This is a genomic window from Streptomyces massasporeus (assembly GCF_014648995.1).
GTDB lineage: Bacteria > Actinomycetota > Actinomycetes > Streptomycetales > Streptomycetaceae > Streptomyces > Streptomyces massasporeus.
In genome coordinates this window covers 117781-141571 of sequence record NZ_BMSE01000012.1, presented here as the reverse complement: position 1 = coordinate 141571, position 23791 = coordinate 117781, and the positions used below count along the sequence as shown (strand labels likewise).

Annotated in this window: 20 protein-coding genes; 12 read left to right on the top strand and 8 right to left on the bottom strand. The window is 72.7% G+C overall.

What is annotated here, in order from left to right; translation table 11 throughout:
• Positions 1-115: 115 nt before the first annotated feature.
• The 3 genes from IE153_RS25260 to IE153_RS25250 all read right to left on the bottom strand — a co-directional run bounded on the left by IE153_RS25260 (position 116) and on the right by IE153_RS25250 (position 5306).
• Positions 116-1489, bottom strand: a complete 1374-nt coding sequence (locus IE153_RS25260; RefSeq protein ID WP_189592112.1) for a cryptochrome/photolyase family protein — start codon at positions 1487-1489, stop codon at positions 116-118.
• A gap of 4 nt (positions 1490-1493) precedes the next feature.
• Positions 1494-3077 carry an SDR family oxidoreductase gene (locus IE153_RS25255; protein ID WP_189592111.1) on the bottom strand — a complete coding sequence of 528 codons (1584 nt, stop codon included), beginning with the start codon at positions 3075-3077 and terminating at the stop codon, positions 1494-1496.
• A 117-nt stretch (positions 3078-3194) separates the two neighbouring features.
• Complete coding sequence (locus IE153_RS25250) at positions 3195-5306, bottom strand: MMPL family transporter (RefSeq protein WP_189592110.1); 2112 nt, start codon at positions 5304-5306, stop codon at positions 3195-3197.
• Positions 5307-5394: 88 nt separating this feature from the next.
• On the opposite strand from IE153_RS25250, the gene IE153_RS25245 reads away from it, so the two are divergent.
• Positions 5395-5904, top strand: coding sequence for a MarR family winged helix-turn-helix transcriptional regulator (locus IE153_RS25245; RefSeq protein WP_189592109.1), 510 nt, complete (start codon positions 5395-5397; stop codon positions 5902-5904).
• Here IE153_RS25245 and IE153_RS25240 read toward each other — a convergent pair.
• The gene (locus tag IE153_RS25240) at positions 5819-7102 is read right to left on the bottom strand and encodes a serpin family protein (protein WP_189592108.1); all 1284 of its coding nucleotides are present in this window, start codon (positions 7100-7102) and stop codon (positions 5819-5821) included. The genes IE153_RS25245 and IE153_RS25240 overlap by 86 nt on opposite strands.
• A gap of 83 nt (positions 7103-7185) precedes the next feature.
• On the opposite strand from IE153_RS25240, the gene IE153_RS25235 reads away from it, so the two are divergent.
• The 9 genes from IE153_RS25235 (at position 7186) to IE153_RS25195 (ending at position 16517) form a co-directional block, all read left to right on the top strand.
• The gene (locus IE153_RS25235; protein ID WP_189592107.1) at positions 7186-8328 is read left to right on the top strand and encodes a DUF4190 domain-containing protein; all 1143 of its coding nucleotides are present in this window, start codon (positions 7186-7188) and stop codon (positions 8326-8328) included.
• 146 nt (positions 8329-8474) lie between these two features.
• Positions 8475-9227: a GntR family transcriptional regulator gene (locus tag IE153_RS25230; RefSeq protein WP_189592106.1), complete on the top strand. Its 753-nt coding sequence runs from the start codon at positions 8475-8477 to the stop codon at positions 9225-9227.
• Positions 9228-9567: 340 nt separating this feature from the next.
• A complete protein-coding gene (locus IE153_RS25225; RefSeq protein WP_189592105.1) occupies positions 9568-9762 on the top strand; it encodes an SPOR domain-containing protein in 195 nt (64 codons plus the stop codon).
• Positions 9763-9870: 108 nt separating this feature from the next.
• Entirely contained in the window at positions 9871-10326 is a 456-nt protein-coding gene (locus tag IE153_RS25220; RefSeq protein ID WP_189592104.1) for a (deoxy)nucleoside triphosphate pyrophosphohydrolase, read from the top strand.
• Positions 10327-10451: 125 nt separating this feature from the next.
• Positions 10452-10895, top strand: coding sequence for an ATP-binding protein (locus tag IE153_RS25215; protein WP_189592103.1), 444 nt, complete (start codon positions 10452-10454; stop codon positions 10893-10895).
• Between the two features lie 252 nt (positions 10896-11147).
• Positions 11148-13784, top strand: coding sequence for a SpoIIE family protein phosphatase (locus IE153_RS25210; RefSeq protein ID WP_189592102.1), 2637 nt, complete (start codon positions 11148-11150; stop codon positions 13782-13784).
• Positions 13785-13813: 29 nt separating this feature from the next.
• Positions 13814-14389 carry a GNAT family N-acetyltransferase gene (locus IE153_RS25205; RefSeq protein ID WP_189592101.1) on the top strand — a complete coding sequence of 192 codons (576 nt, stop codon included), beginning with the start codon at positions 13814-13816 and terminating at the stop codon, positions 14387-14389.
• Between the two features lie 68 nt (positions 14390-14457).
• Entirely contained in the window at positions 14458-15525 is a 1068-nt protein-coding gene (locus tag IE153_RS25200; protein WP_189592100.1) for a glycoside hydrolase family 18 protein, read from the top strand.
• The gene (locus tag IE153_RS25195) at positions 15522-16517 is read left to right on the top strand and encodes a phosphotransferase family protein (protein ID WP_189592099.1); all 996 of its coding nucleotides are present in this window, start codon (positions 15522-15524) and stop codon (positions 16515-16517) included. The genes IE153_RS25200 and IE153_RS25195 overlap by 4 nt, the downstream gene beginning before the upstream one ends.
• Here the strand turns inward: IE153_RS25195 and IE153_RS25190 are convergent.
• From IE153_RS25190 to IE153_RS25175, 4 genes are read right to left on the bottom strand one after another with little or no spacing between them, the layout of a single operon-like run.
• Entirely contained in the window at positions 16492-17268 is a 777-nt protein-coding gene (locus tag IE153_RS25190) for a succinate dehydrogenase/fumarate reductase iron-sulfur subunit (protein ID WP_189592098.1), read from the bottom strand. The two genes, IE153_RS25195 and IE153_RS25190, sit on opposite strands and share 26 nt — an antisense overlap.
• Positions 17265-19229: a fumarate reductase/succinate dehydrogenase flavoprotein subunit gene (locus IE153_RS25185; protein WP_189592097.1), complete on the bottom strand. Its 1965-nt coding sequence runs from the start codon at positions 19227-19229 to the stop codon at positions 17265-17267. The genes IE153_RS25190 and IE153_RS25185 overlap by 4 nt, the downstream gene beginning before the upstream one ends.
• A 19-nt stretch (positions 19230-19248) precedes the next feature.
• A complete protein-coding gene (gene sdhC / locus IE153_RS25180) occupies positions 19249-20085 on the bottom strand; it encodes a succinate dehydrogenase subunit SdhC (RefSeq protein WP_189592096.1) in 837 nt (278 codons plus the stop codon).
• Between the two features lie 57 nt (positions 20086-20142).
• The gene (locus IE153_RS25175) at positions 20143-20433 is read right to left on the bottom strand and encodes an Rv0250c family protein (RefSeq protein ID WP_031103292.1); all 291 of its coding nucleotides are present in this window, start codon (positions 20431-20433) and stop codon (positions 20143-20145) included.
• Between the two features lie 288 nt (positions 20434-20721).
• On the opposite strand from IE153_RS25175, the gene IE153_RS25170 reads away from it, so the two are divergent.
• A complete protein-coding gene (locus tag IE153_RS25170; protein WP_189592095.1) occupies positions 20722-22863 on the top strand; it encodes an ABC transporter family substrate-binding protein in 2142 nt (713 codons plus the stop codon).
• A gap of 113 nt (positions 22864-22976) precedes the next feature.
• Positions 22977-23651 carry a hypothetical protein gene (locus IE153_RS25165; RefSeq protein ID WP_189592094.1) on the top strand — a complete coding sequence of 225 codons (675 nt, stop codon included), beginning with the start codon at positions 22977-22979 and terminating at the stop codon, positions 23649-23651.
• Positions 23652-23791 lie beyond the last annotated feature (140 nt).

Here is a 23791-nt window from a genome sequence, read left to right as displayed (position 1 = left end):
CCCTTCTCGCTTCCGGTCATCCGCACATCAGTGCTTCCCCGGACAGAGGCGTTTCGGATGCGCCGGATGGCGGGCTCTCGACCGTGAACCGGGCCCTCGGTCGTGAACCGCGCTCTCAGTCGCGGCCCCGGGCCTGCCGGAAGCGGGCCAGGCCCTCGCCGAGATCGAGGAGCGGCGCCGGATAGCGCAGCCGGGCCCGCTCGTCCTCCGGCAGCCGCCAGGGCTCGTGCACCGCGGCGCCGCCGACACCGGCCAGTTCGGGCACCCAGCGGTGTACGTAGGCGCCGTCCGGGTCGTAGCGCTTGCCCTGGAGCACGGGGTTGAGGACGCGGTGGGGGCGGGTGTCGGTGCCGGTGCCGGCGACCCACTGCCAGTTCAGCTGGTTGTTGACGAGGTCGCCGTCGACGAGGAACCGCAGGAAGTGCCGGGCGCCGATCCGCCAGTCCACGTACAGCGTCTTGGTGAGGAAGCTCGCCACCAGCAGCCGGGCCCGGTTGTGCATCCAGCCCTCGTGGCGCAGCTGGCGCATGCCCGCGTCGACCACCGGGTAGCCGGTGCGTCCCTCCCGCCACGCGGCGATCTCCTCGGCGGCGTCCTCCTCGCCCCGCCACCGGTCGCCCCGGGAGCGGTAGTCCCGGACCGACGCCTCGGGCCGGGCCGCGAGGACCTGATGGTGGAAGTCGCGCCAGCACAGCTGACGGACGAACGCCTCCGCCCCGGGGCCGCCCTTCGACCGGGCCCGCCGGACCACCTCCACCGGCGACAGCGCCCCGAAGTGCAGGTAGGGCGACAGGCGTGAGGTCGCGTCACCGGCCAGGTCGTCGTGCCCTTCCTCGTACCGGGCCAGGCCGGTGTCCGCCCACCGCGCGAACCTGTCGCGGCCCGCCGACTCGCCGCCGGCCGGGAGGTCCGGCGACACGTCCGCCACCCCCGCGCGGGACGGCAGCTCCTCGCCGCGCACCGCCTCGGGGACCCGCACGGCACGCGGGGCGGGCAGGGGGTCGCGCAGCGGCTCCTTGGACCAGCGGCGCATGTACGGCGTGAAGACGGCGAAGTGGTCCGAGCCCTGGGGGGTCACGGCCCCCGGCGCGACGGCGGTGATCACGCGGTCGTGCACCCGCAGCGCGACACCGTCCGCGTCGAGTTCCTTGCGCAGCCGCTCCTCACGGCGGTGGGCGAAGCCGGTGACTCCCGCGGCCATGTGCACCTCCGCGGCACCGCACGCGGCGGCGACCGCGCGGACCTCCCGGGTGACCGGCCCGGTGCGCACGACCAGCCGCCCGCCGCGCCGGCGCAGCGAGGAGTCCAGGTCGGCCAGGCAGTCGGCGAGGAAGGCGGCCCGGTTGGGCACGTCGAATCCCACGGCGTGGACGGCGGGGTCGCGGACGAACAGGGGCACCACCTCGTCGGCCGTTTTCAGCGCCGCGTGCAGGGGCGGATGGTCGTGCAGACGCAGGTCCGAGGTGAACAGGACGACCGCGACGGTCATGGCGTCACTCCTGGTGCGGGGATGCGGATTCCGTTCGTTGCTCCCGGAGACTTCGCCGCTTGCGGGCCCGTCGGATGCGCGAGGCGCTCCGGCGTCCGCTCGTGCCCTCGGCCGCCGCCCGCGCGATGTTGCGCGCCATGCCGCCGAACACGGCGGAGTGGAACGGGGCGACGCTCCACCAGTAGGCGTGGCCCAGCAGGCCGCGCGGGTGGAACAGGGCGCGCTGCCGGTAGCGGGTGCGGCCCTCGTCGTCGGTCTCGGCGTACATCTCCAGCCAGGCGAGGCCGGGCAGCCGCATCTCGGCGCGCAGCCGCAGCAGATGCCCCGGTTCGATCTCCTCGACCCGCCAGAAGTCCAGCGAGTCGCCGACCCTCAGCCGCTCGGTGTCCCGTCGGCCGCGGCGCAGCCCGACCCCGCCCGCGAACCGGTCCAGCCAGCCCCGGACCGCCCAGGCCAGCGGGGAGGAGTACCAGCCGTTGTCGCCGCCGATGCCCTCGATCACCTTCCACAGCGCGGGCCGGGACGCGTCGACCGGCCGCTGCCGCTCGTCCTGGTAGAGGCTGCCGCCCGCCCAGTCGGGGTCGGTGGGCAGCGGGTCGCTGGGCGCCCCGGGCACCGAGGCGGAGGACCAGCGCGTGGAGACCTGCGCCTCCCGCACCCGGCGCAGCGCCAGGCCCAGCGCCTCGTCGAACGGCAGCGGCCGGCCCGGGGTGTCGGGCACGTACCGGGCGATGTCGTGCTCGTGGCAGACGACCTCGTGCCGCAGCGACTCGGTCAGCGGACGGGCGAGCGAGGCGGGCACCGGCGTGACCAGGCCGACCCAGTGGCTGGACAGCCGCGGGGTGAGGACCGGGACCGGCACGATGAACCGCCGCCGCAGTCCGGCGACGGCGGCGTAGCGCCGCATCATGTCCCGGTAGGTGAGGACGTCCGGGCCGCCGATGTCGAAGGCCCGGTCGACGTCGTCCGGCATGGTGGCCGACCCGACGAGGTAGCGCAGCACGTCCCGTACGCCGATGGGCTGGGTGCGGGTGTGCACCCAGCTGGGGGTGACCATGACGGGCAGGCGTTCGGTGAGGTAGCGCAGCATCTCGAACGACGCCGAGCCCGAGCCGATGACGACGGCCGCGCGCAGCACGGTCGCGGGCACGGGCGAGTCGAGGAAGATCTGCCCCACCTCGGCCCGGGACCTCAGGTGCGGGGAGAGCTCCCCCTCGGGGACGCCACGCGGCGTGAGCCCGCCGAGGTAGACGATCCGCCGTACGCCGGCCGCCCGGGCCTGTTCGGCGAAGATCCGGGCGGCTGCGCGGTCGGTGTCCTCGAACCCGGAGCCGGAGCCGAGGGCGTGCACCAGGTAGTAGGCGACATCCACCCCGCGCATCGCGGCGGCGACCGACTCCGGGTCCGTGACATCCCCCTGGACCGCCTCGGCGTGCGCCGCCCAGGGGTGGTCGCGGAGCTTGCCGGGGGAGCGGGCGAGGCACCGGACGCGGTGGCCCTCCTGCAGCAGTTCCGGCACCAGGCGTCCGCCGATGTAGCCGGACGCCCCGGTGACCAGGCAGTGCAGCCGCTGCCCGTCCGTCGTCATGGTCGTGCCTCCGTCCGCCGACGCCGTCGCCGTGCTGTCGGGTCACGGCCGACCCTGACGCGAACACTTCCCGCCCGGGGCCCTCGGCGGATGCACGACACGGGCGCCGCCGGCGGTTCAGCCGGAGGGAGTACTGGTTCCGGCTCCTTCCGGGGTCCGGCGGGCCAGAGTGCTCGGCCACCACGCCCGGGGCCCGATGTCGATCATCAACGCGGGCACCAGCAGGGAGCGCACCACGAGCGTGTCGAGCAGCACCCCGAAGGCGACGATGAACGCGATCTGCACCAGGAACGCCAGCGGGATCACCATCAGGGCCGCGAACGTCGCGGCGAGCACCACACCCGCCGAGGTGATCACCCCGCCGGTGGTGGTCAGCCCGCGCAGCACCCCCTGCCGGTTGCCGTGCACCAGCGCCTCCTCCCGGACCCGCGACATGAGGAAGATGTTGTAGTCGACGCCGAGCGCCACCAGGAACACGAACCCGTACAGCGGCACCGAGGCGTCCGTGCCGCTGAATCCGAGCAAGTGCTGGAAGACCAGCGCCGACACCCCCAGCGTCGCCAGGAAGTTGAGCCCCACGGTCGCGACCAGCAGCACCGGCACGAGCAGGGAACGCAGCAGCAGCATCAGGATCAGCAGGATGACGGCGAGCACGATCGGCACGATGACCGTCCGGTCCCGGACGGCGGTCTGCTGGGTGTCGTACTGCTGCGCCGTGTACCCGCCGACCAGGGCGTCGGCCCCGGAGACCGCGTGCACCTCCGTGCGCAGCCGTTCGACCGTCTCCTTGGCCGTGTCGCTGTCCGCCGCGGCCTTCAGGGTGGCGTCGATGCGTACGCGTCCGTCGACGACGCGCGGCTCGCCCGCCCCGGGACGGCCGGAGGCGGAGACGGCGCCGGCGGAGGCCACGCCCTCGGTGCTGCGCGCGGCGGCCGTCACCTCGGCGGTGCGACCGGCGTCGGCGATGATGACGGCCGGGTTGCCGGACCCGCCGGGGAAGTGCGCGCCGAGCGTCGTCTGCGCGGCCACCGAGGGCGCGTCGTTCACGAAGATCTCGTCGAGCGGCACGCCCTTGGAGGACAGGGAGGGCGAGAAGGCCGCGAAGACGGCCAGCACGAGCGCCGTCACCGCCCAGGTCCGCCGCGGCCGGCCGTTCACCGTCCTCGCGACCCGGCGCCACACGCGGGTCCCCTCCCCGGACTCCTCCGGGGGCTTCGGCCGGGACGGCCAGTAGGCGGTGCGGCCCAGCAGGGCCAGCGCGGCCGGCAGGAAGGTGAGCGTGGCGAGCACGGCGCAGCCGATGCCGATGGCGCCGACCGGTCCGAGGGCGCGGTTGTTGGTGAGGTCGCTCGCGAGCAGGGCCAGCAGTCCGAGCGCGACGGTGGCGGCGCTGGCGGTGATCGCGCCGAACGAGCGGCGTACGGCGGCCACCGCGGCACCGAAGCGGTCCCCGCGCAGGGCGAGTTCCTCACGGAAGCGCGCGGCCAGCAGCAGGGCGTAGTCGGTGGCGGCGCCGATCACCAGGATCGACAGGATGCCCTGGACCTGTCCGTCGACCCGGACCACGTCCCGGTCGGCCAGTGCGTAGACCACCGCGCAGGCGAGGCCCAGCGCGAAGACCGACCCCAGGATGATCAGGAACGGCAGCAACACGCTCCGGTACACCAGCAGCAGGATCAGCAGCACGGCGCCGAGGGCCACGCCGAGCAGCAGTCCGTCGATGCCCGCGAACGCGTCCGACAGATCGGCCTGACTGGCCGCGGGCCCGGCGATCTGCGCCGTCGTGTCCGGCACGGCCCGGGCCGCCTCGCGCACCGCGTCGAGGACGGTGGGCAGTTCGTCGCCCAGGTCGGGTTCCAGCCGGACGACGGCCTGTATCGCCCCGCGGTCGTCGGAGAGCAGGGCGGGCGACGGGCGGCCCACGACGCCGGGCTTCCCGGCGAGCGCGGCGACGGCCCGGGTGGCCTCGGCCTGCCGGTCCTCGGTGAACCGTGCCCCGTCCGCCGTCCAGACCACGATGGCCGGCACGGTCTCGGACTGGTCGAAGGCCGCGCGGGCCTCCAGCACCCGGGTGGACTCGGCGCTCCGCGGCAGGAAGGCGGCCTGGTCGTCGGTGGCGACCTCGCCGAGCCTGCCCGCGTAGGGGCCGAGCGTTCCGCCCACCCCCAGCCAGACGAGGAGCAGGACGAGCGGTACGAGCCACCGGGCCCGACGCTGTGCGGTTCTCATGCGCATCCCAAGCCGTAGGAAGTGAGCCACGGGAGAAGTAACTCATTCATAAAGTATCTCAATCATTGAGAGATACTAGGCTGGGGGCATGAGCGGCTCCGGTGCACCCACGGCATCCCTTCCGGCGGACGACCCCACCGGGTTGCAGACCTTCGCCGTCTTGTTGCGCCGGATGAACAGCGAGTTCAACCGCATCGCCCAGGAGTTCGCCCAGGAGCAGGGCCTGCACCTCACCGACATGCAGGCCCTGATCGCGATCCTCGACGCCGACTCCGACCCGGACGCGGGGGGCGAGCCCATGACGCCGGGCCGCCTGCGGGGGCAGCTCAACCTCACGTCCGGAGCGGTCACGGCCTGCCTCGACCGGCTGGAGCGGGCCGGGCACATCCGCCGGGTCCGCGACGCCGGCGACCGCCGCGTGGTGCACCTGCACTACGCCGACACGGCCCGGGGCGTGGCGCGGGACTACTTCCGGCCCCTGGCCCGGAGCACCGACGCGGCCCGGGGCCGGTTCAGCCCCGGCGAACTCGAGGTGGTCGTCCGGTTCCTCGCCGAGATGAACGCGGAACTGGTCCTGCTGCGCCGGGGCTCCGGCTGAGAGCTCGACCGCCCTCGTCCCTCGCGAACGGCGTGGGATCGCTGACCCACCCGGCCGCGAGGACCAGCCCGCTCCCACGGTGGACCGTCAGGAACCCGAAGGGACGGTCGAAACAGGCCATCGCCCGGGTCGTCTCGTACGGCGGCTCCTCCGGCGACCGGCCCCGGTAGACCGCGGCGAACGTCGCCACCGCCGCCGCCCTGAAACCCTCGGCGCCGAACGTGGCCGTCATGGTCTGGCGCGCGCGGTCCAGGACGAGCGGCGTGCGGCTCACGCCGGGAAAGGGCGCGGCGCCCGGGGTGTCGCGGGCGGCCGTCGTCAGACCGAAGAGGCCGCGCGAGGCCAGCAGGTCGTGCTCGGCCCGCAGGGTGAACTCCACGGTGAACAGCGACAGCGACGGCGGTTCGGGCGTGTGGGTGCGCCGCTTGAAGACGAGCAGCCCCGGGCCGGCCTCACCCTCCGGCAGCCGGCTCCCCGGCACCGCGTCCAGCGCGCCGGACAGAAGGCCCGTGCCGGCGCCCAGCACCTCGCCCGGCCCCATCCGCTCCGTGCCCAGCAGCAGATGGACGTCGACCCCCGTCACGCCACGCACGACCACCCGCGTGACGGTTCCCACTCCGGTGCGAGCCACGGCGACGCCGTCCAGGCCCGGAACCTCCCGCACGAGCCCCGCCCGGTCGTGGCGGCCGAGCCAGCTGCCGACATGCCCCTCGAACGGCACCTCCCAGTCCGCCCCCAGGACCAGCGCACTCGCCACCACCAGCGACGTGTCCGGCACCGGCTCCACCCGCACCCGCCCGATCGCCCCACCGGTCCGCTCGGCGGCCCACGCGTCCAGCGCCCGCCCGTCCGCCGCCGCATCCCCGGTGAGGACCCCGTGTGCCCCCACCGGCAACCGCGCCGCCCACTCCTCGCGCAGCTCCACGAACCGCGCGGTCCACAACCCCAGGGCGGACGACAGGCCGTCGATCCCGGACAGCATCGCCAGGAACTCCCGCGCCGCCGCGCCCGCCTGACCGGCCGGCAGGCCCAGCGCCTCCTCCAGCTCCTCGCGGGCCGCGCCCGCCGCCCCGTCCGCGAGGAGCGCCAGCAGTGGCCAGACTCCCGCCGCCGAGAACACCGTGCCCGCGCGGGCCTCCGACGCCCAGCGGGCCGTCAACCGGTTCGCCGCCCGTACCGCCGCGTGCATCGACCGCATTCCGCTCCCGTCGCTCCGCCCCCTACGATGCGCCCAGCCGTACGACGGACCCGCCCACCGCCACAGCCAGGAGCACCGTACCCGTGTCGATACCCCCGCCCCCCGGGAACCAGCGGCCCCCGGACCCGTACGGCCCGCCCCCGGCCAACGGGCCGCGGACACACGGCCCGTACGACCCCGCAGGGCGTCCGTACGGCACCCCGGTCTCGGTCAACGCCCTGGCTGTCGCCGCCCTCGTGCTCGGCGTGCTCTGTTTCCTGCCCGCCGCCGGGCTCGTGCTGGGGCTGATCGCGTTGTGGCGGATCCGGCGGTCCGGGCAGAGCGGGAGGGGGCTGGCGATCGCGGGGGCCGTGCTGTCGGCCGTCGGGATCGTGCTGTGGGTGGCCGTGCTGTCCACGGGCGCCGCGTCCGAGGTCTGGGAGGGGTTCAAGGACGGCGCGCGACGGGGCAACGAGGTTCTGTCGCTGGACAAGGGCGACTGCTTCGACGCGCCCGGCGGGCTGGAGGGGGACACCTACGACGTCGACCGGGTGCCGTGCGAGGGACGGCACGACGCCGAGGTGTTCGCGGTCGTCACCCTGCCCGGCGGCGCCTTCCCGGGCGACGCGAAGATCACCGATGTCGCCGACGAGAAGTGCTACGCCCTCCAGGACCAGTACGCGATGGACACCTGGGCGATGCCGGCCGATGTCGACGTGTACTACCTGCTGCCGTCCCGGGTGAGCTGGCGCTTCGGCGACCGCGCGATCACCTGCCTCTTCGGCGACACCGAGGGGAAGGCCGAGCTGACCGGTTCCCTGCGCGCCGACCCCACCACCCTCGACACCGACCAGGTCGTCTTCCTCTCGACGGCCAACGCCCTCGACACGGCGCTCTACGAGGAGCCCGAGAAGAGCCCCGAGGACGACCTCGCCGCCCACCGGGCCTGGGCCGGCCAGGTCCACGACGTGCTCGGCGAGCAGATCGAGGCCCTGCGCGGGCACTCCTGGCCGGCCGGCTCCCGCAAGCCCGTCGCCGACCTGGTCGAGGACATGGAGGGCGCCCGGGAGGAGTGGCGCAGGGCGAGCACCGCACGCGACGTGGACACCTACTTCGCGCACTACGACGAGGCGTACGGATCCGTGGACGGCCCGGCGACCGTCACGGCGCGCAAGGCCCTCGCGCTGGGGGCGACGCCGCCCGCCTCCGGGGAGAACGAGAGAGGCACCTCCGAAGCACAGGTGTGACGGCGGCCATAGCGGGGAGAAAGTGCCTGCGTAAGCCCTCAGGGCCCTTCTGTCATCACATCGAGTGATTCTCTGGCCTTTGCTTGCACCGCACAATCTACGGTTGCCACGCTGTTGCTGTCTGTACAACCTGATGGGAGCGGCCAGTGACATTCGGTGAGCAGCCGGCGTACCTGCGCGTCGCGGGTGATCTCCGCAAGAAGATCGTCGACGGTCAGCTGCCACCGCACACCCGCCTCCCCTCCCAGGCCAGAATCCGCCAGGAGTACGGGGTCTCGGACACGGTCGCGCTGGAGGCCCGCAAGGTGCTCATGGCGGAAGGCCTGGTCGAGGGCCGCTCCGGCTCGGGGACGTATGTGCGCGAGCGGCCCGTGCCCCGGCGCATCTCCCGCTCCGGCTACCGCCCGACCGGAGGCGCCACCCCGTTCCGCCAGGAGCAGGCCGACGGCGAGGGCCGCGGCACCTGGGAGTCCAGCAGCGAGCAGTCCGAGGCGAGCGTCGCGGTCGCCGAGCGGCTGGGCATCGAGCCGGGCGAGCGGGTCATGTGCACGCGGTACCTCTACCGCGAGGGCGGCGAGGCGATGATGCTCTCCACGTCCTGGGAGCCCCTCACCGTCACGGGGCGTACGCCCGTGATGCTGCCGGAGGAGGGCCCGGTCGGCGGCATGGGCGTCGTCGAGCGCATGCGCGCCATCGACGTGATCGTGGACAACGTCACGGAGGAGGTCGGCGCCCGCCCCGGCCTCGCCGAGGAGCTGCTCGTCCTGGGCGGCGTACCGGGCCATGTCGTCCTGGCCATCCAGCGCACGTTCTACGCCTCCGGCCGCCCCGTCGAGACGGCCGACGTGGTGGTTCCGGCCGATCGGTACCGGGTCGCCTACCACCTTCCGGTCAAGTAGCGAACGCTCACATCCGCCCCGCGGCGCGCACCCCGCGCGCCCCGCTCACACGGTCGCCGTGCGGATGGTCATGGGCGGGGCGGCGCGTGCCCCGCGACCCGCCGTCGTTTGCGCAGGTCGGCGCTCGCCTCTGCGGTATGCCCCGGACCGGTTGCGCCGAGGTGCGCCGACGGCGCGTTCGTCGGCGTGCGCCCCCTGTGTTCTGGCTGGTTGCGTACCTCTTTGTGAAAAGCCGTGTTCGCTGCGTAAAGGTTAGGCGTAGGCTCGGGCATATGCGCATTGCGGTTTCCTTAGCGGGTGGGGCACGGCACAGGCCGCGGGTGGGAAGTGGAGGGGCGCGATGAACGACAGCACGGTCACTCTTCCCTGGCTCGTGATACGAGAGGACGGCAACGGCAACCGCTACCGCGTGGGCCGGTACGCGACCCGGGCCGAGGCCCAGAAGATCGCGGACAGCCTCGACGGTCGCGGCCACAAACAGCTGTACTGGGTCGAGCGGCTCGGCCAGAACGGGTCGGCCGTGACGCACGACTGACCGTCGTGAAAGGCGCACGACCGACCGTCGTGAGGGGCGTACGACCGACCATCGTGAAGGGCCCCGGGGGATCCCGGCTAGCCGGCGGGGCTCCCGTAGGCTCCCCGCATGAGTGAGCGGATCGTCGTGGGGGCCGCGCTGGTCGAGGACGGGCGGCTGCTGGCCGCCCGGCGCAGCGCGCCCGTCGAGCTGGCCGGGCGCTGGGAGCTGCCCGGCGGCAAGGTCGAGCCCGGGGAGACGGCCGACGCGGCGCTCGCGCGGGAGCTGCGCGAGGAACTCGGCGTCGACGCCGAGATGTGCGGGCGGGTCCCGGGCGAGTGGCCCCTCAGGGCGCCGTACGTCCTGCATGTGTGGACCGCCAGGCTGCGACCCGGCTCCGCCGCCCCCGAACCCCTCCAGGACCACGACGAACTGCGCTGGCTCGGCCCCGACGAGATCTGGGACGTGCCCTGGCTCGATCAGGACGTCCCGGCCGTACGGCAGGCCCTCGCGCACCTGGGAGCCGTGGAGGGCCTCGCCTCGCACGGCCCCGGCTCCGGCGGGCCGCAAGCGCCTGGCGTCTGAAGCCGGCCGGGGGCGTGCGGCCCTCATCGCACTGCCGTAGGGGCGCTCCCTACGCCTTTCGTGCCACAGTGCGCCGCCCCGCGCGGTACTCCACCCCAGATATCGGGTATGTGCCCATTAACCCCATGAAACCGGACATGGGCGGGGCTTCTGCCTGGGAAGTGATCGGCGTGATCGACACCGAAGGTGACTGCGCCGATTGGAGCTTTCCCGCCGACCCGGGTGCCGTGCGCACCGCCCGCCAGGCCGTGCGTGGCCAACTCCGTCGCTGGGGCCTCGACAGCCTCGCCGACCTCGCCGCCCTGCTGGTGAGTGAGCTGGTCACCAACGCCCTGCGGCATGCCACAGGCCCCATCGGGGTCCGCCTGGTACGCCCGTCGGGCCTGGGCGGCGTCCTCCTGGTCGAGGTCTCCGACCCGCTGCCGGACCCGCCCCGCGAGCGCCCCGCCCGCCTGGAGGACGAGAGCGGCCGCGGACTCCATCTGGTGGCCTCCTCCTCCCGCCGCTGGGGTACCCGGCCCGGTGCCGCGGGCAAGACCGTGTGGTTCGAACTCGCGGTGCCGGAGTGAAAATCCGGTGTACGTACGTCCTGCCGCTGTAGAGCGAATGGTTCAGGCCAGTGGCGGTTGTCGGCCGACGGGATTCGACGACGTGTCCCCTGGTTAGAAGACTGGAAGTGTTGTCACGGTCCGGACCGAAAACCATCGGGACCGTGCTGTGATCGTGAACACCGTGTTGTGCGGCACCGTAGTGCTGGATACTGCGGGCAGCCGCCCCCGGTGACCGGTGCCGGACGCGGTGAGCTGGAGGGGACGGTTCGCGTGAGCGAGATACCAGCGAAGGCCACGGAGTCCGAGGACCCGTCGGAGGGCGCGAGGGCGAGGGCTGCCGACGGCCTGGCCTCCGCGGTGGGAGGTGCGCTCGCGGCCGACGGGGTGCGGACCGGGGACGCCCTGTGGCAGAGCAGTCCCCCCGGATCCATCTACGACTACATCAAGGTCGCGTCCTTCTCCATCGGCCCCGACGGGCTGGTCGAGCAGTGGAGCCTGCGTGCCGAGCATCTCTTCGGCATCCCCGCCGACCGCGCCGTCGGCATGGACCCCATCGAGGCGTTCATCGACCCGCGCCACCGCGAGCGCGGCATGCGCAAGATGGCCGAGATCCTCGACGGCCGCGAGTGGACCGGCGTGGTGCCCTTCCGGATGCCGAGGGGTGTCGAGGGGGAGTGCGGCCACGAGGGGCTCGCCGAGGTGTACGTCATGCCGACGCGCACCGAGGAAGGCGAGAAGGCCGCCGTCTGCATCGTCGTCGACGTGCGCACCCTGCGCAGCATCGAGACCGACCTCGCCGCCTCGCAGGCCATTTTCAGTCAATCCCCGTTCGGATTCCTGCTGATCGACCCCGACCTGCGGGTCCGCCGCGTCAACCAGCGGTTCGCGTCCATCTTCGGCGGCGCGCCCGACGACCACCACGGCAAGGGCGTCCACGACTACCTCCAGCGCGGCGAGGCCGAGCGGGTCGCCGCCACGCTGCGCCGGGTGCTGGAAACCGGCAGCTCCATCACCGACATGCACGTCACGGGCTTCGTGCCGGGCTCCGACGAGCGCCGCCACTGGTCCGTCAACCTCTACCGCGTGCACAGCGGTTCGGGCCGTCCCATCGGGATCGCCTGGCTCGGGATCGACATCACCGCCCGCCGAGCCGCCGCCCGCGAGGCCGCCGCCGCCCGGCGCAACCTCGCCCTGCTGAACGAGGCGGGCGCCCGCATCGGCAACTCCCTCGACCTGGAGACAACGGCCCGCCAGCTCCTCGACGTCGTCGTCCCCGGTTTCTGCGACCTGGCCACGGTCGACCTCTACCAGGGCCTGCTGGCCGGCGACGAGACCCCGCCCGGGCTCGCCGACGGCAGCGCCGAGCTGCGACGCGTGGCCTTCGCCAGCGCCGTCTCCGACGCGCCCTTCACCGGCACCGGCGTGCCCGTCGCGGTCGGCGCCGTCCACCACTATCCGTTCAACTCGCCCTGCGCGGACGCGCTGCGCACGGCCCGACCGCAGACCGTCCCGGGCGAGGACGGCGGGCTCGTGCAGTCCACGCTCGCGGTGCCGATGGTCGCCCACGACACGGTCGTCGGGCTCGTGCAGTTCGCCCGTACGAAGGGCAGCGAGCCGTTCGGCGACCGGGACCGCGACCTCGCCGTGGAACTGGCCGCGCGGGCCGCGGTCTGCATCGACAACGCGCGCCTCTACCGCCGGGAGCACGAACGCGCGTTGATACTGCAACGGTCCCTGCTCCCGCCCGGCGACCCGGAGGCCTCCGGCCTCGACATCGCCTGCCGCTATCTGCCCGGCAACGTCAACACCGGCCGGCCCAGCGAGGTCGGCGGCGACTGGTTCGACGTCATCGAACTGCCCGGGCACCGCACCGCGCTGGTCGTCGGCGATGTCATGGGCCGCGGGCTGCGCGCCGCCGTCGCCATGGGCGAACTCCGCACGGCGGTGCGCACCCTGGCCCAGCTCGACCTGGAACCGGCCGAGGTGCTCTCCCAGCTGGACGAGATCGCCCGCGGCCTCGGCGCCCCCGGAGGTGTCACGCAGGCGACCCGGGCGGCCCGACGCCCCCGCGAGGCGGACCTCTCGGAGGTGTACCTCGCCACCTGCGTCTACGCCGTCTACGACTCCGTCACCCGGCGCTGCACCTTCGCCAACGCGGGCCACCTGCCGCCCGTCCTGGTCGAGCCGGGCGAGCCGGCGCTGATGCTCGACGTGCCGCCGGGCATGCCGCTCGGCGTCGGCGGGGAGCCCTTCGAGGAGGTCGAGGTCGAACTCCCCGAAGGCGCCCTGCTCGCGCTCTACACGGACGGCCTGGTCGAAAGCCGCGACCACCCCCTGGACGAAGGTCTCCAGGCCTTCGTCAGCGCGCTCTCCGACCCCACCCAGCCGCTGGAGGACGTCTGCGACCACGTCCTCAACACCCTCGACACCCATCACGGCGAGGACGACATCGCGCTGCTGATGGCACGTGTACAGGGGCTGCCCACGGAGTCCGTCGGCGACTGGACCCTGCCGCGCGAGCCGCGCAGCGTGGGCCGGGCCCGCGAGTACGCCCGCGCCCAGTTGCTCGCCTGGGACATGGAACCCCTGGTCGACACCACGGAGCTCCTGGTCAGCGAACTGGTCACCAACGCCCTGCGCTACGGCGAGGGCGAGATCCGGCTGCGCCTCCTGCTCGACCGCACCCTGGTCTGCGAGGTCTGGGACTCCGGCCTGGTCCAGCCCCGTCGCCGCCGGGCCCGCGACACCGACGAGGGCGGCCGCGGCCTCCAGCTCGTCGGCCTCCTCAGCGCCGCGTGGGGCTCCCGCCGCACCCCTCGGGGCAAGACGGTGTGGTTCGAACTGCCCCTGCCCGGAGGCGACACGAGCCTGACGGACCCGGCGGAGGCGTTGCTGAGCCTGTTCTGACAGGGGCCGACCGTCCGTACGATCGCCCCATGCCCGACATCACGACGCGGCTCCAGGTGGACGCGACACCGACGGCCCCGGCTCTGGTCCTGCGCCCCTGGACCGCCTCGGACGCGCCGGGGCTGGTGGCGTTGGGCCGGGACCGGGCCCTGCGCCGTTGGACGTCCTTCGCCGTCGACGACGAGTCGAGCGCGGTGCGGTGGCTGCGGGAGCAGCGACAGGGATGGGAGCGGGGCCACTTCGCGTTCGCCGTCGAGGAAGCCCATCCCTCCGGCACGGGCGGGCTGGTGGCCGGCCACGTGGTCCTCAAGAACGTCGTTCCCGGTGCCGCGTCCGCCGAGGTCGGCTATTGGACGGCTCAGCGCGCCCGGGGCCGGGCGATCGCGCCGCGCGCCCTCCGGGCACTGACCGACTGGACTGCCACGACCTTCGCCCGCGACGGCCTGACGCGCCTCGAACTCATCCACCAGACGGACAACACGGCCTCCTGCCGCGTGGCGGAGAAGAGCCGCTACGAACTCACCGCCGTTCTGCCGCCGCTGCCGCCCGCCTACCCCCGGGACGGCCACCTGCACGTACGGCACCTCACCGAAGACCCAGGGTGATCGCAACCGAACGTGCGTGCTGATCGTCATCCCCGGCAACACCGATCGCACCACCGGGGGGAGTCGGCATGGAGGACACGGAGAACGCGGAGGGCACGGCGAACGCGGAGGGCACGACCCCCGAGAGGAGGGGACGCCGACGCTGGGTCAGACGCACGGCCATCGCCCTCCCCCTGCTCCTCCTGCTCCCCCTCCTCACGGTGCTGACAGCCCTCCGCATCAACTACACCGGCGACCCGGCGGACGGCACGTACACCAGGAACCGCGACGCCCTCTGGCTCGGCCACGCCTGGGTCGACGGGCGCAAGAAGGACGCCGACGTCACCGCCCTGGCCCGGCGCCTGCGCGACACCGGCATCCGCGACCTGTACGTCCACTCGGGCCCGCTGGAGCACGACGGCACGCTCCCCGCGGCTGTCCATCCGAGAGCCCGATGGTTCATCGACGCCGTGCACGACCAACTCCCCGGCGTCCGCGTCCAGGCGTTCCTGGGCGACGTCCTGGCGACCGAGAGCGACGAGGGCATGCGCCTGGACGACCCGAAGACCCGCGCCGCCGTCCTGCGCTCCGCCGACGGGATCCTGGACCTCGGCTACGAGGGCATCCACCTCGACCTCGAGCCGATGCACTCCGGTGACCGGAACTTCCTGACCCTCCTCGGCGCCCTGCGCCGCGAGACCCGCTCCCGGGACGCCCAACTCTCCGTCGCAGCCCACCAGATCGACCCGCTCCCGGCCTTCCACACCCTGTGGGGAAGTGTCACCGGCCACCCCAAGTGGTGGTCACAGGAGTTCTTCGGCCAGGTCGCCCGCCGCGTCGACCAGATCGCCGTGATGTCGTACGACACGATGCAGCCCCTGCAGAGCACCTACGGCGGCTACGTCGCCCAGCAGACCTCCCTCGCGCTGGAGGTCACCCCGCCGTCCACCGACCTGCTGATGGGCCTGCCCTTCTTCCACGAGAACCGCTTCGGGCACTGGAACCACGCCGAGACCGTCCCCGCGGCGGTCCGGGGCGTCCGCCTGGGCCTGTCCCGCACGGACGCGGACCGGGCCCGCTTCGGCGTCGCGCTCTACATCGATTTCGCCGCCACCGAGGCGGACTGGCGTTCCTACAAGGAAGACTGGGTGCGGTGACCACGACCCGGCGTACCCTCACCACCGCCGACCTCGCCCCCCTCGCCCGCGCCGCCCTGGGCCGCTCCCGCGCCCTCACCGGCGTGGAACGCCTGCGCGGCGGCACCAAGAAGGGCGTCTACCGCCTCACCCTCGACGACGACTCCACCGCCGTCGCCTACATCTGGTCCGCCGACGAGGACTACTGGGATCAGCCGGACCCCGACCCCCGGGACGTCTTCTCGCACGGCACGGGCCTCGGCCTGTTCACGGCGGCCCACGACCGGCTCACCGCCGCCGGTGTCCGCACCCCCCGCCTCCGGTACGCCGACTCCACGCACACGCACCTGCCCGCGGACGCGGCCGTCGTCGAGGACCTCACCGGAGGCAGCCTGGAGGACGCCCTGACCCGCGACCCGGAGCAGGCCCCGCGGGCCATGGAGCGGATGGCCGGGCTGCTCGCCACCCTGCACAGCCACACCGGTCCCCGGTTCGGGAAGGTCGCCGTCGTCGACAAGGGCGGTTCCTCGTACGGCGTTTCCTGCGAGCGGCGCGTCACCGAAGGGGCCCTGCGCGCCGTGGCCGAAGCCGCCGCACGCGACCCCCGCGCCGCCGCCGCTCGCCGGGAGCTGGAGGAGGAGATCCAGGCCCTGGCCGCGGAGGTCCGGCCCCGCGACCACCACACCCTCGTCCACGGCGAGCTCGGGGCGGACCACGTCCTGCTCACGCCCGACGGGCATCCAGCGCTCATCGACATCGAGGGCCTGATGTACTTCGACGTGGAGCACGAACACGTCTTCCTGCGGCTCCGCTTCGGCCCCCACTACGACGCCCTGCGCGCCCCCGGCCTGGACGAGGCACGCCTGCGCCTGTACCGCCTGGCGATGCACATCGGTCTGGTCTCGGGCCCGCTGACCCTGATCGAGGGCGACTTCCCGCACCCGGAGCGGATGCGGGAGATCGCGGAACACAACCTCCACCAGGCGCTCAGCCTGCTGAAGAGCGCCTCCTGATCTTCGAGCCCAGCCACACCAGCGGGTCGTACTTGCGGTCGACGGCCCGCTCCTTCAGCGGGATCAGCGCGTTGTCCGTGATCTTGATGCCCTCGGGGCAGACCTCCGTGCAGCACTTGGTGATGTTGCAGTAGCCGAGGCCGTGTTCGTCCTGGGCGGTGGTCTTGCGGTCCAGGCCCGCCTCCGACGCCGCGTCCAGCGGGTGCATGTCCAGCTCCGCCACCCGCATCAGGAAACGGGGCCCGGCGAACGCCTGCTTGTTCTCCTCGTGGTCGCGGACCACATGGCAGGTGTCCTGGCACAGGAAGCACTCGATGCACTTGCGGAACTCCTGCGAGCGGTCCACGTCCTCCTGCATCATCCGGTACTCGCCGGGACCGACCCCGGCCGGCGGCACGAAGGCCGGGACCTCCCTGGCCTTGGTGTAGTTGAAGCCGACGTCGGTGACCAGGTCGCGGACGACCGGGAACGCCCGCAGCGGCGTCACCGTGATGGTCTCCTCCCGGTCGAAGACCGACATGCGCGTCATGCACATCAGCCGCGGGCGGCCGTTGATCTCCGCCGAGCAGGAACCGCACTTGCCCGCCTTGCAGTTCCAGCGCACGGCGAGGTCGGGCGCCTGGGTGGCCTGGAGGCGGTGGATGATGTCGAGCACCACCTCGCCGTCGTTGACCTCGACCTTGAAGTCCTCCAGGCCGCCGCCGCCCACGTCCCCGCGCCACACCTTGAAGTGGGCCGTATAGCCGCTCATTCGTGGAGCTCCTCTTCGGCGAGGTACTTGACCAGCTCCTCCTTGTCGAACAGGGCGAGCAGGTCGTCACGGACGGGTTCGGTGGTCTCACGGGTGAGGGTGATCTGGCCGCGGACCGGGTCCGTCGCCGCCAGTCCGCCCGTGGGGTCGGTGAGCGCGCACAGCAGATTGATCCGGCGCCATGTGCGGTCCATCCCCGGATGGTCCTCACGCGTGTGCCCGCCGCGCGACTCGGTGCGCTCCAGGGCCGCGCGCGCCACGCACTCGCTGACCAGCAGCATGTTCCTGAGGTCCAGGGCGAGGTGCCAGCCCGGGTTGAACTGCCGGTGCCCCTCGACCCCGGCCCGGCTCGCCCGGAGCCGCAGCTCGGCCAGCTTCTCCAGGGCCTGCTCCATCTCCGGCTCCCGGCGGATGATGCCGACCAGGTCGTTCATCGTCTGCTGGAGTTCCTGGTGCAGGGTGTACGGGTTCTCCGGCGGGCCGCCCTTCGGCTCCTCGATCTCCGCCTCGGCCGAGAAGGGCCGCAGCGCCTCCGCGGCCGCCGAGTCGATCTGGACGTCGTCCACCACGGGCCGCGCCCCGGCCGCCCCCGCCGCGTACTCGGCCGCGTGCCAGCCGGCCCGGCGGCCGAACACCAGCAGGTCGGACAGGGAGTTGCCGCCGAGCCGGTTGGAGCCGTGCATGCCGCCGGCCACCTCACCGGCCGCGTAGAGACCGGGCACCCCGCGCGCCGCCGCCGTGTCGGACTCGACCGCGATCCCGCCCATCACGTAGTGGCAGGTGGGCCCGACCTCCATCGCCTCGGCCGTGATGTCGACGTCCGCCAGCTCCTTGAACTGGTGGTACATCGACGGCAGCCGGCGCTTGATGACCTCGGCGGGCATCCGGGTCGACACGTCGAGGAACACGCCCCCGTGCGGCGAGCCGCGCCCCTCCTTCACCTCGGCGTTGATGGCCCGTGCGACCTCGTCGCGGGGGAGCAGCTCGGGCGGGCGACGGTTGTGGTCCGGGTCGTCGTACCAGCGGTCGCCCTCCTCCTCCGTCTCGGCGTACTTGTCCTTGAAGACGTCGGGGATGTAGTCGAACATGAACCGCTTGCCGTCGGAGTTGCGCAGCACACCGCCGTCGCCGCGCACCGACTCGGTGACGAGGATGCCCTTCACCGACGGCGGCCAGACCATGCCGGTCGGGTGGAACTGCACGAACTCCATGTTCAGCAGGGGAGCGCCCGCGAGGAGGGCCAGCGCGTGGCCGTCGCCCGTGTACTCCCACGAGTTCGACGTCACCTTGAAGGACTTGCCGATGCCGCCGGTGGCGATCACCACGGCGGGTGCCTCCAGCACGAAGAAGCGGCCCGACTCGCGCTCGTAGGCGAAGACGCCGGAGACCTTCCCGCCCGCGGCGGAGCCGCCGTCGGACACCGTCTTGAGCACGCGCGTGACCGTGCACTCCTGGAAGACCTTCAGCCGGGACTCGTAGTCGCCGGTCTCCTTGAAGTCCTCCTGCTGCAGCGCGACGATCTTCTGCTGGAGCGTGCGGATCAGCTCCAGGCCCGTGCGGTCGCCGACGTGCGCGAGGCGCGGGTACTCGTGGCCGCCGAAGTTGCGCTGGGAGATCCGGCCGTCCTTGGTGCGGTCGAACAGCGCCCCCCAGGTCTCCAGCTCCCACACCCGCTGCGGCGCCTCCTGGGCGTGCAGTTCGGCCATCCGCCACTGGTTGAGGAACTTGCCGCCACGCATGGTGTCGCGGAAGTGCACCTGCCAGGAGTCGTTCTCGTTGGCGTTGGCCATCGCCGCCGCGATGCCGCCCTCGGCCATCACCGTGTGCGCCTTGCCGAACAGCGACTTGCAGATCACGGCCGTACGGGCGCCCCGCTCACGGGCCTCGATGGCGGCGCGCAGGCCCGCGCCGCCCGCGCCCACCACGACGACGTCCCACTCCTGCCGGTCGACCACGGACATCAGATAAGGCCCCATCCCTCTAGAAGAAGCGCGGATCGTCGAAGGCGCCGGACGCGACCAGGTAGACGTAGAAGTCGGCGAGCGCCACGCTCACCAGCGACGCCCAGGCGAGCTGCATGTGCCGGGCGTTGAGCTTTCCCACCCACTGCCACATCCGGTAGCGCACGGGATGCCTGGAGAAGTGCTTGAGCTTGCCGCCGACGATGTGCCGGCAGGAGTGGCAGGAGATCGTGTACGCCCAGATCAGCACGATGTTGACCAGGAAAACGAGCGTGCCGAGCCCCATGTGGCCCCACGCGTAGGTCTCGTCGCGGAAGGCCAGCACGGTGTCGTACGTGAGGATCCCGGCGACGACGAGCGCGGCGTAGAAGAAGTACCGGTGGATGTTCTGCAGGATCAGCGGGAAGCGGGTCTCACCGCTGTACTTCTTGTGCGGCTCGGCCACCGCGCAGGCCGGCGGGGACGCCCAGAAGCCCCGGTAGTAGGCCTTGCGGTAGTAGTAGCAGGTCAGGCGGAAGCCGAGCGGGAAGATCAGGATGATGATCGCGGGCGAGATGCCCCACCAGCTCCCGAAGATCTCCCAGTTCGGGCCGGACCTCATCGGCTCGCAGCGCTCCGCCAGGCAGGGGGAGTAGAAGGGCGAGACGTAGGGCGCCGCGTAGTAGTGGGCGTCGGCGAAGGCCCGCCACGTCGAGTAGACGATGAAGGCGAGCAATCCCGCGGCCGTGCCGGCCGGGGCCAGCCACCAGCGGTCGGTGCGCAGATGCGGGGCGGCGATCGCGGCCCGCGCAGCGCCCCGCACACCGCCGCTCTCAGGTCTGGGTTCAGTGGCAGGGGGTTCCGTACCAGTGGCCACGTGACGACTCCGGTCGGGTTCGGGGGAGGTGCCGGTCGCGCTCGACTCCTCCCCGGGTCAGGGAGCGCGCCGGTCCCGGGCGCCGAGCCCCTCGTCGTCCGAGTCGCTCCACAGGGCGGAGTCGTACGGCGTGTCCGAGATGGTGACCAGCTCGGGGCGCTTCGGCGCGGCCGGTGACGCGGCGGCGTCGCGCAGCAGGGCGACGCTCTCGCGCAGGTGGTTGGCGTCGGCACGGACGCGGCGCATCTCCAGGCCACCGGTGCCGAGCTGCTTCTCCAGGCGTCCCAGCGATCGGAACACTTCGTCGAGACTGCGCTGGACTGACGTCAGTTCGTCGTGAACGGACATGACTTGCCCTCACTTCCGCGGGTCCTTCATGGCCCAAGGCGGCAACGTTCATGCGCCTGCGAGTGTTGCGCGTCACACCTTGTGCTGTGAAGGGATGTGCATCGATTGGCCGAGGCGTATGGGTGCACCGTGCGGTGCATTGGGCCGCACGGGTGGCTTCCCGCCCGTGACCGCCGTGTCGCCCTGTGTTGCCGAACCCTTTCCTCTTCAGTGGCCGCATACATCAGATGAAATCCAAATACCGCCAAAAGTGATCATAACGCCCGCGGCTTCCCGGAGGTAGCACAGATGTCCCAGCACGGCGTCGGCCCGCGTGCGGTCACGCGCTCGGTCGCCTTCCTCACCGCGGGAGTGCTCGCGGTGCCCGCGCTCGCCGGATGCGGTTCCGAGGACCCGTCCGGCAAGCCGCTCGCCGGGCAGGACATCCAGCCCGCGCCCCGCGACCGGATCACCGACGGAGGCACCCTGCGCTGGGCCGTCGACTCCGTACCCGACACGCTGAACACGTTCCAGTCGGACGCCGACGCCACCACCACCCGCGTCGTCCAGGCCGTGCTGCCGTCGATGTTCCGCATGGACGCCTCCGGCCGCCCGGAGCGCAACGCCGACTACCTGGAGTCCGCCAAGGTCGTCGACACCGAGCCCAAGCAGGTCGTCCTGTACAAGCTCAACCAGCAGGCCGTCTGGAGCGACGGCCGGGAGATCGGCGCCGCCGACTTCGCCGCCCAGTGGCGCGCCCTGTCCGGCAAGGACACCGCGTACTGGACCGCCCGCAACGCCGGCTACGACCGCATCCAGAAGATCGAGCGCGGCGACAACGCCCTGGAGGTCCGGGTCACCTTCAGCCGCCCCTACGCGGACTGGCGCTCGCTCTTCTCGCCGCTGTACCCGAAGGACGTCATGGGCACCCCGGACTCCTTCAACGACGGGGCCCGCAAGAAGCTCAAAGTCACCGCCGGGCCCTTCACGGTGAAGAAGACCGACCGCGAGGACGGGGAGATCACCCTCGCCCGCAACCCGCGCTGGTGGGGCGAGCCCGCAAAGCTCTCCGAGATCGTGCTGCGCACCGTCCCGCGCGACAAGCGGGCTTCCGAGCTGGCCGCCGGCACCCTCGACCTGGCCGAGATCGACCCCGCCGCGGCACGCCGCATCACCGTCGCCGCCCGCCCCCACGCCTCCGGCAGCCCGCTGATGGGCCCGGGCGCCGACCGGTCCGCCGCGGACGCCCTGGAGTCCTGGGCCGTCGCCAACGGCTCCGACGAGGACGCCGCCGAAGAGGAGACCGTCGCCCGCAAGAAGCTGCGCAAGACCGCCGTCAGGTACGCCCGGCAGCAGCAGGCCCTCGGCGGCTTCGAGGTCCGCAAGTCCCTGGAGCCGGCCTACACCCAGCTCGCCCTGAACGGCGCCGAGGGCCCGCTCACCGACGAGCGCGTCCGCAGGGCCGTCGCCCGCGCCCTGGACCGCAAGGAACTGGCCCAGGTCGTCCTCAAGCCGCTCGGTCTGCCGTCCGTGCCGGTCGGCAGCCACCTCGCCCTGTCCGGCCAGGCCCACTACGCCGACAACAGCGGCGCCCTCGGCGGCCAGGACACCAAGGAGGCCCAGGCGCTGCTCGCGGACGCCGGGTGGGTGCGCGGCGGCCCGGTCAAGGAGGAGAAGAAGAAGGAGAAGGCCGCCGGCCCCGAGGGCGAGAAGTCCGACGACACCGGCGACGAGGACAACAAGGCGCACGACCCCGCGGGGCACCTCGCCCAGGACGGCAAGCAGTACAAGGCCCCGCACCAGGGCGGCGCGCCCGGCGCGTACGCCCCCCGGGGCAGCGCGGCCCCGGCCAACCAGGAGGCCGCCCCGCTCGCCAAGAACGGCAAGCCCCTCACGCTCCGCTTCGTGCTCCCCTCCGGCCCCGGCTCCCAGACGCTGCGCACGGTCGCGGACCGTATCTCCCGGATGCTGGAGCGCGTCGGCATCGGCACCGAGATCTCCAAGGTCTCCGACGAGTCCTACTTCAAGGACCACATCGCCTCCGGCCAGTACGACCTCGCCCTGTACTCCTGGCCCGCCACGGCGTTCCCCGCCACCGACGCCCGCCCCGTCTACGCCAAGCCCGTCCCGGCCGCCGACGGCTCGCTGAACGTCGAGCAGAACTACACCCGCGTCGGCACCGACCAGGTCGACCAGCTCTTCGACGAGGCGGTGGCCACCCTTGACGAGGGCGAGTCCCGCTCCCTGATCCGCAAGGCCGACTCCCGCATCTGGGCCGCTGCCGGCTCGATCCCCCTCTTCCAGCGCCCCCAGCTCCTCGCGGCCCGCAAGAACCTGGTCAACACCGGCGCCTTCGGCTTCGGCACACCGGTCTACGAGGACATGGGCTTCCTGAAGAAGGGCGCGAAGCCCGCGTCGGGCCCGTCGGCCAAGGGCTCGCCCGCCCGGTAGCTCTGAGAACGCTCAAACGCCTTGCCGCTCCCCGCCCGGCGTCCGCACCATGAGGCCAGCAACGATCATGGGACGGACGCCGGGCGTCCGTACGCGGGGGACGGGAGCCGGGGATGCGCGACGTGGTGGGACGGGCCTGCATGGCCGGGCTGGTCGTCGGGATAGTGGTGACGGGGCTGGGGGCGTGTACGGGGGGTGAGGGCGAGTCCAAGGCCGACCAGGGCCGCAAGACCGACAAGCCTGTGGCGACGGCCTGCGCGAACGGCACCTTCACCTGGTCCCACCTCACCGAGCGGGAACGGCTCACCGGCGTCTCCGACCTGGAGCGGCTCGGCAAGGGCGGCGGCCCCCTGCGGAACCCGATGCGGCGGGTGTACACCCCCAGCCCCTCGGTGCGCGCCGACGGGCCCGCCCCGTCCCCCGCGGAGATCCTCTTCTCGCTCGGCAAGAAGGCCGGCGAGATCGACTCCGACGCGCGCACCCTGGCGGAGGCGGGCGAGACCTGGCCGTTCACGGACGTCCGGCAACCGGCCCCGGAGCTCGACACCGACCGCATCAAGCCCAACGCCGCGGGCGAGTACATCCAGTACGCCGGTGTGATGGAGGTGGCGGCGGACTTCCGCTACCGCTGCCCGGACGGCAGGACCGTCTCCGGTCACGCCCGGAACTGGACGGTCGACTTCGCCGGCCTGACCGACTGCGAGGTGCGCCCGGACTCACCCGTGGCCCGGGAGGTCGCCCGGCGCTCCTGTGAAAGGGCGGCTGCGTCCAGCCCGTCCGGCGCTTGAGGACGAGGCCGTCAGGCCGAGAGCGGGGGCCTGGGGGCGGCAGCCCCCGAGCGGGCCCCGGCACCGACGCCGAGCCCCTCGAAACTGCCCTGACCTGCACCGACGTATCCCGACTAACCCCTGCGGCCGCAGCCCCGTAC

Excerpts from the sequence above, each read along its gene's own strand:
- IE153_RS25260 (WP_189592112.1), bottom strand. The coding sequence starts at position 1,489 with ATGACCGTCGCGGTCGTCCTGTTCACCTCGGACCTGCGTCTGCACGAC.
- IE153_RS25255 (WP_189592111.1), bottom strand. The coding sequence starts at position 3,077 with ATGACGACGGACGGGCAGCGGCTGCACTGCCTGGTCACCGGGGCGTCC.
- IE153_RS25250 (WP_189592110.1), bottom strand. The coding sequence starts at position 5,306 with ATGAGAACCGCACAGCGTCGGGCCCGGTGGCTCGTACCGCTCGTCCTG.
- IE153_RS25245 (WP_189592109.1), top strand. The coding sequence starts at position 5,395 with ATGAGCGGCTCCGGTGCACCCACGGCATCCCTTCCGGCGGACGACCCC.
- IE153_RS25240 (WP_189592108.1), bottom strand. The coding sequence starts at position 7,102 with ATGCGGTCGATGCACGCGGCGGTACGGGCGGCGAACCGGTTGACGGCC.
- IE153_RS25225 (WP_189592105.1), top strand. The coding sequence starts at position 9,568 with ATGAACGACAGCACGGTCACTCTTCCCTGGCTCGTGATACGAGAGGAC.
- IE153_RS25220 (WP_189592104.1), top strand. The coding sequence starts at position 9,871 with ATGAGTGAGCGGATCGTCGTGGGGGCCGCGCTGGTCGAGGACGGGCGG.
- IE153_RS25215 (WP_189592103.1), top strand. The coding sequence starts at position 10,452 with ATGAAACCGGACATGGGCGGGGCTTCTGCCTGGGAAGTGATCGGCGTG.
- IE153_RS25205 (WP_189592101.1), top strand. The coding sequence starts at position 13,814 with ATGCCCGACATCACGACGCGGCTCCAGGTGGACGCGACACCGACGGCC.
- IE153_RS25200 (WP_189592100.1), top strand. The coding sequence starts at position 14,458 with ATGGAGGACACGGAGAACGCGGAGGGCACGGCGAACGCGGAGGGCACG.
- IE153_RS25190 (WP_189592098.1), bottom strand. The coding sequence starts at position 17,268 with ATGAGCGGCTATACGGCCCACTTCAAGGTGTGGCGCGGGGACGTGGGC.
- IE153_RS25185 (WP_189592097.1), bottom strand. The coding sequence starts at position 19,229 with ATGTCCGTGGTCGACCGGCAGGAGTGGGACGTCGTCGTGGTGGGCGCG.
- IE153_RS25175 (WP_031103292.1), bottom strand. The coding sequence starts at position 20,433 with ATGTCCGTTCACGACGAACTGACGTCAGTCCAGCGCAGTCTCGACGAA.
- IE153_RS25170 (WP_189592095.1), top strand. The coding sequence starts at position 20,722 with ATGTCCCAGCACGGCGTCGGCCCGCGTGCGGTCACGCGCTCGGTCGCC.
- IE153_RS25165 (WP_189592094.1), top strand. The coding sequence starts at position 22,977 with ATGCGCGACGTGGTGGGACGGGCCTGCATGGCCGGGCTGGTCGTCGGG.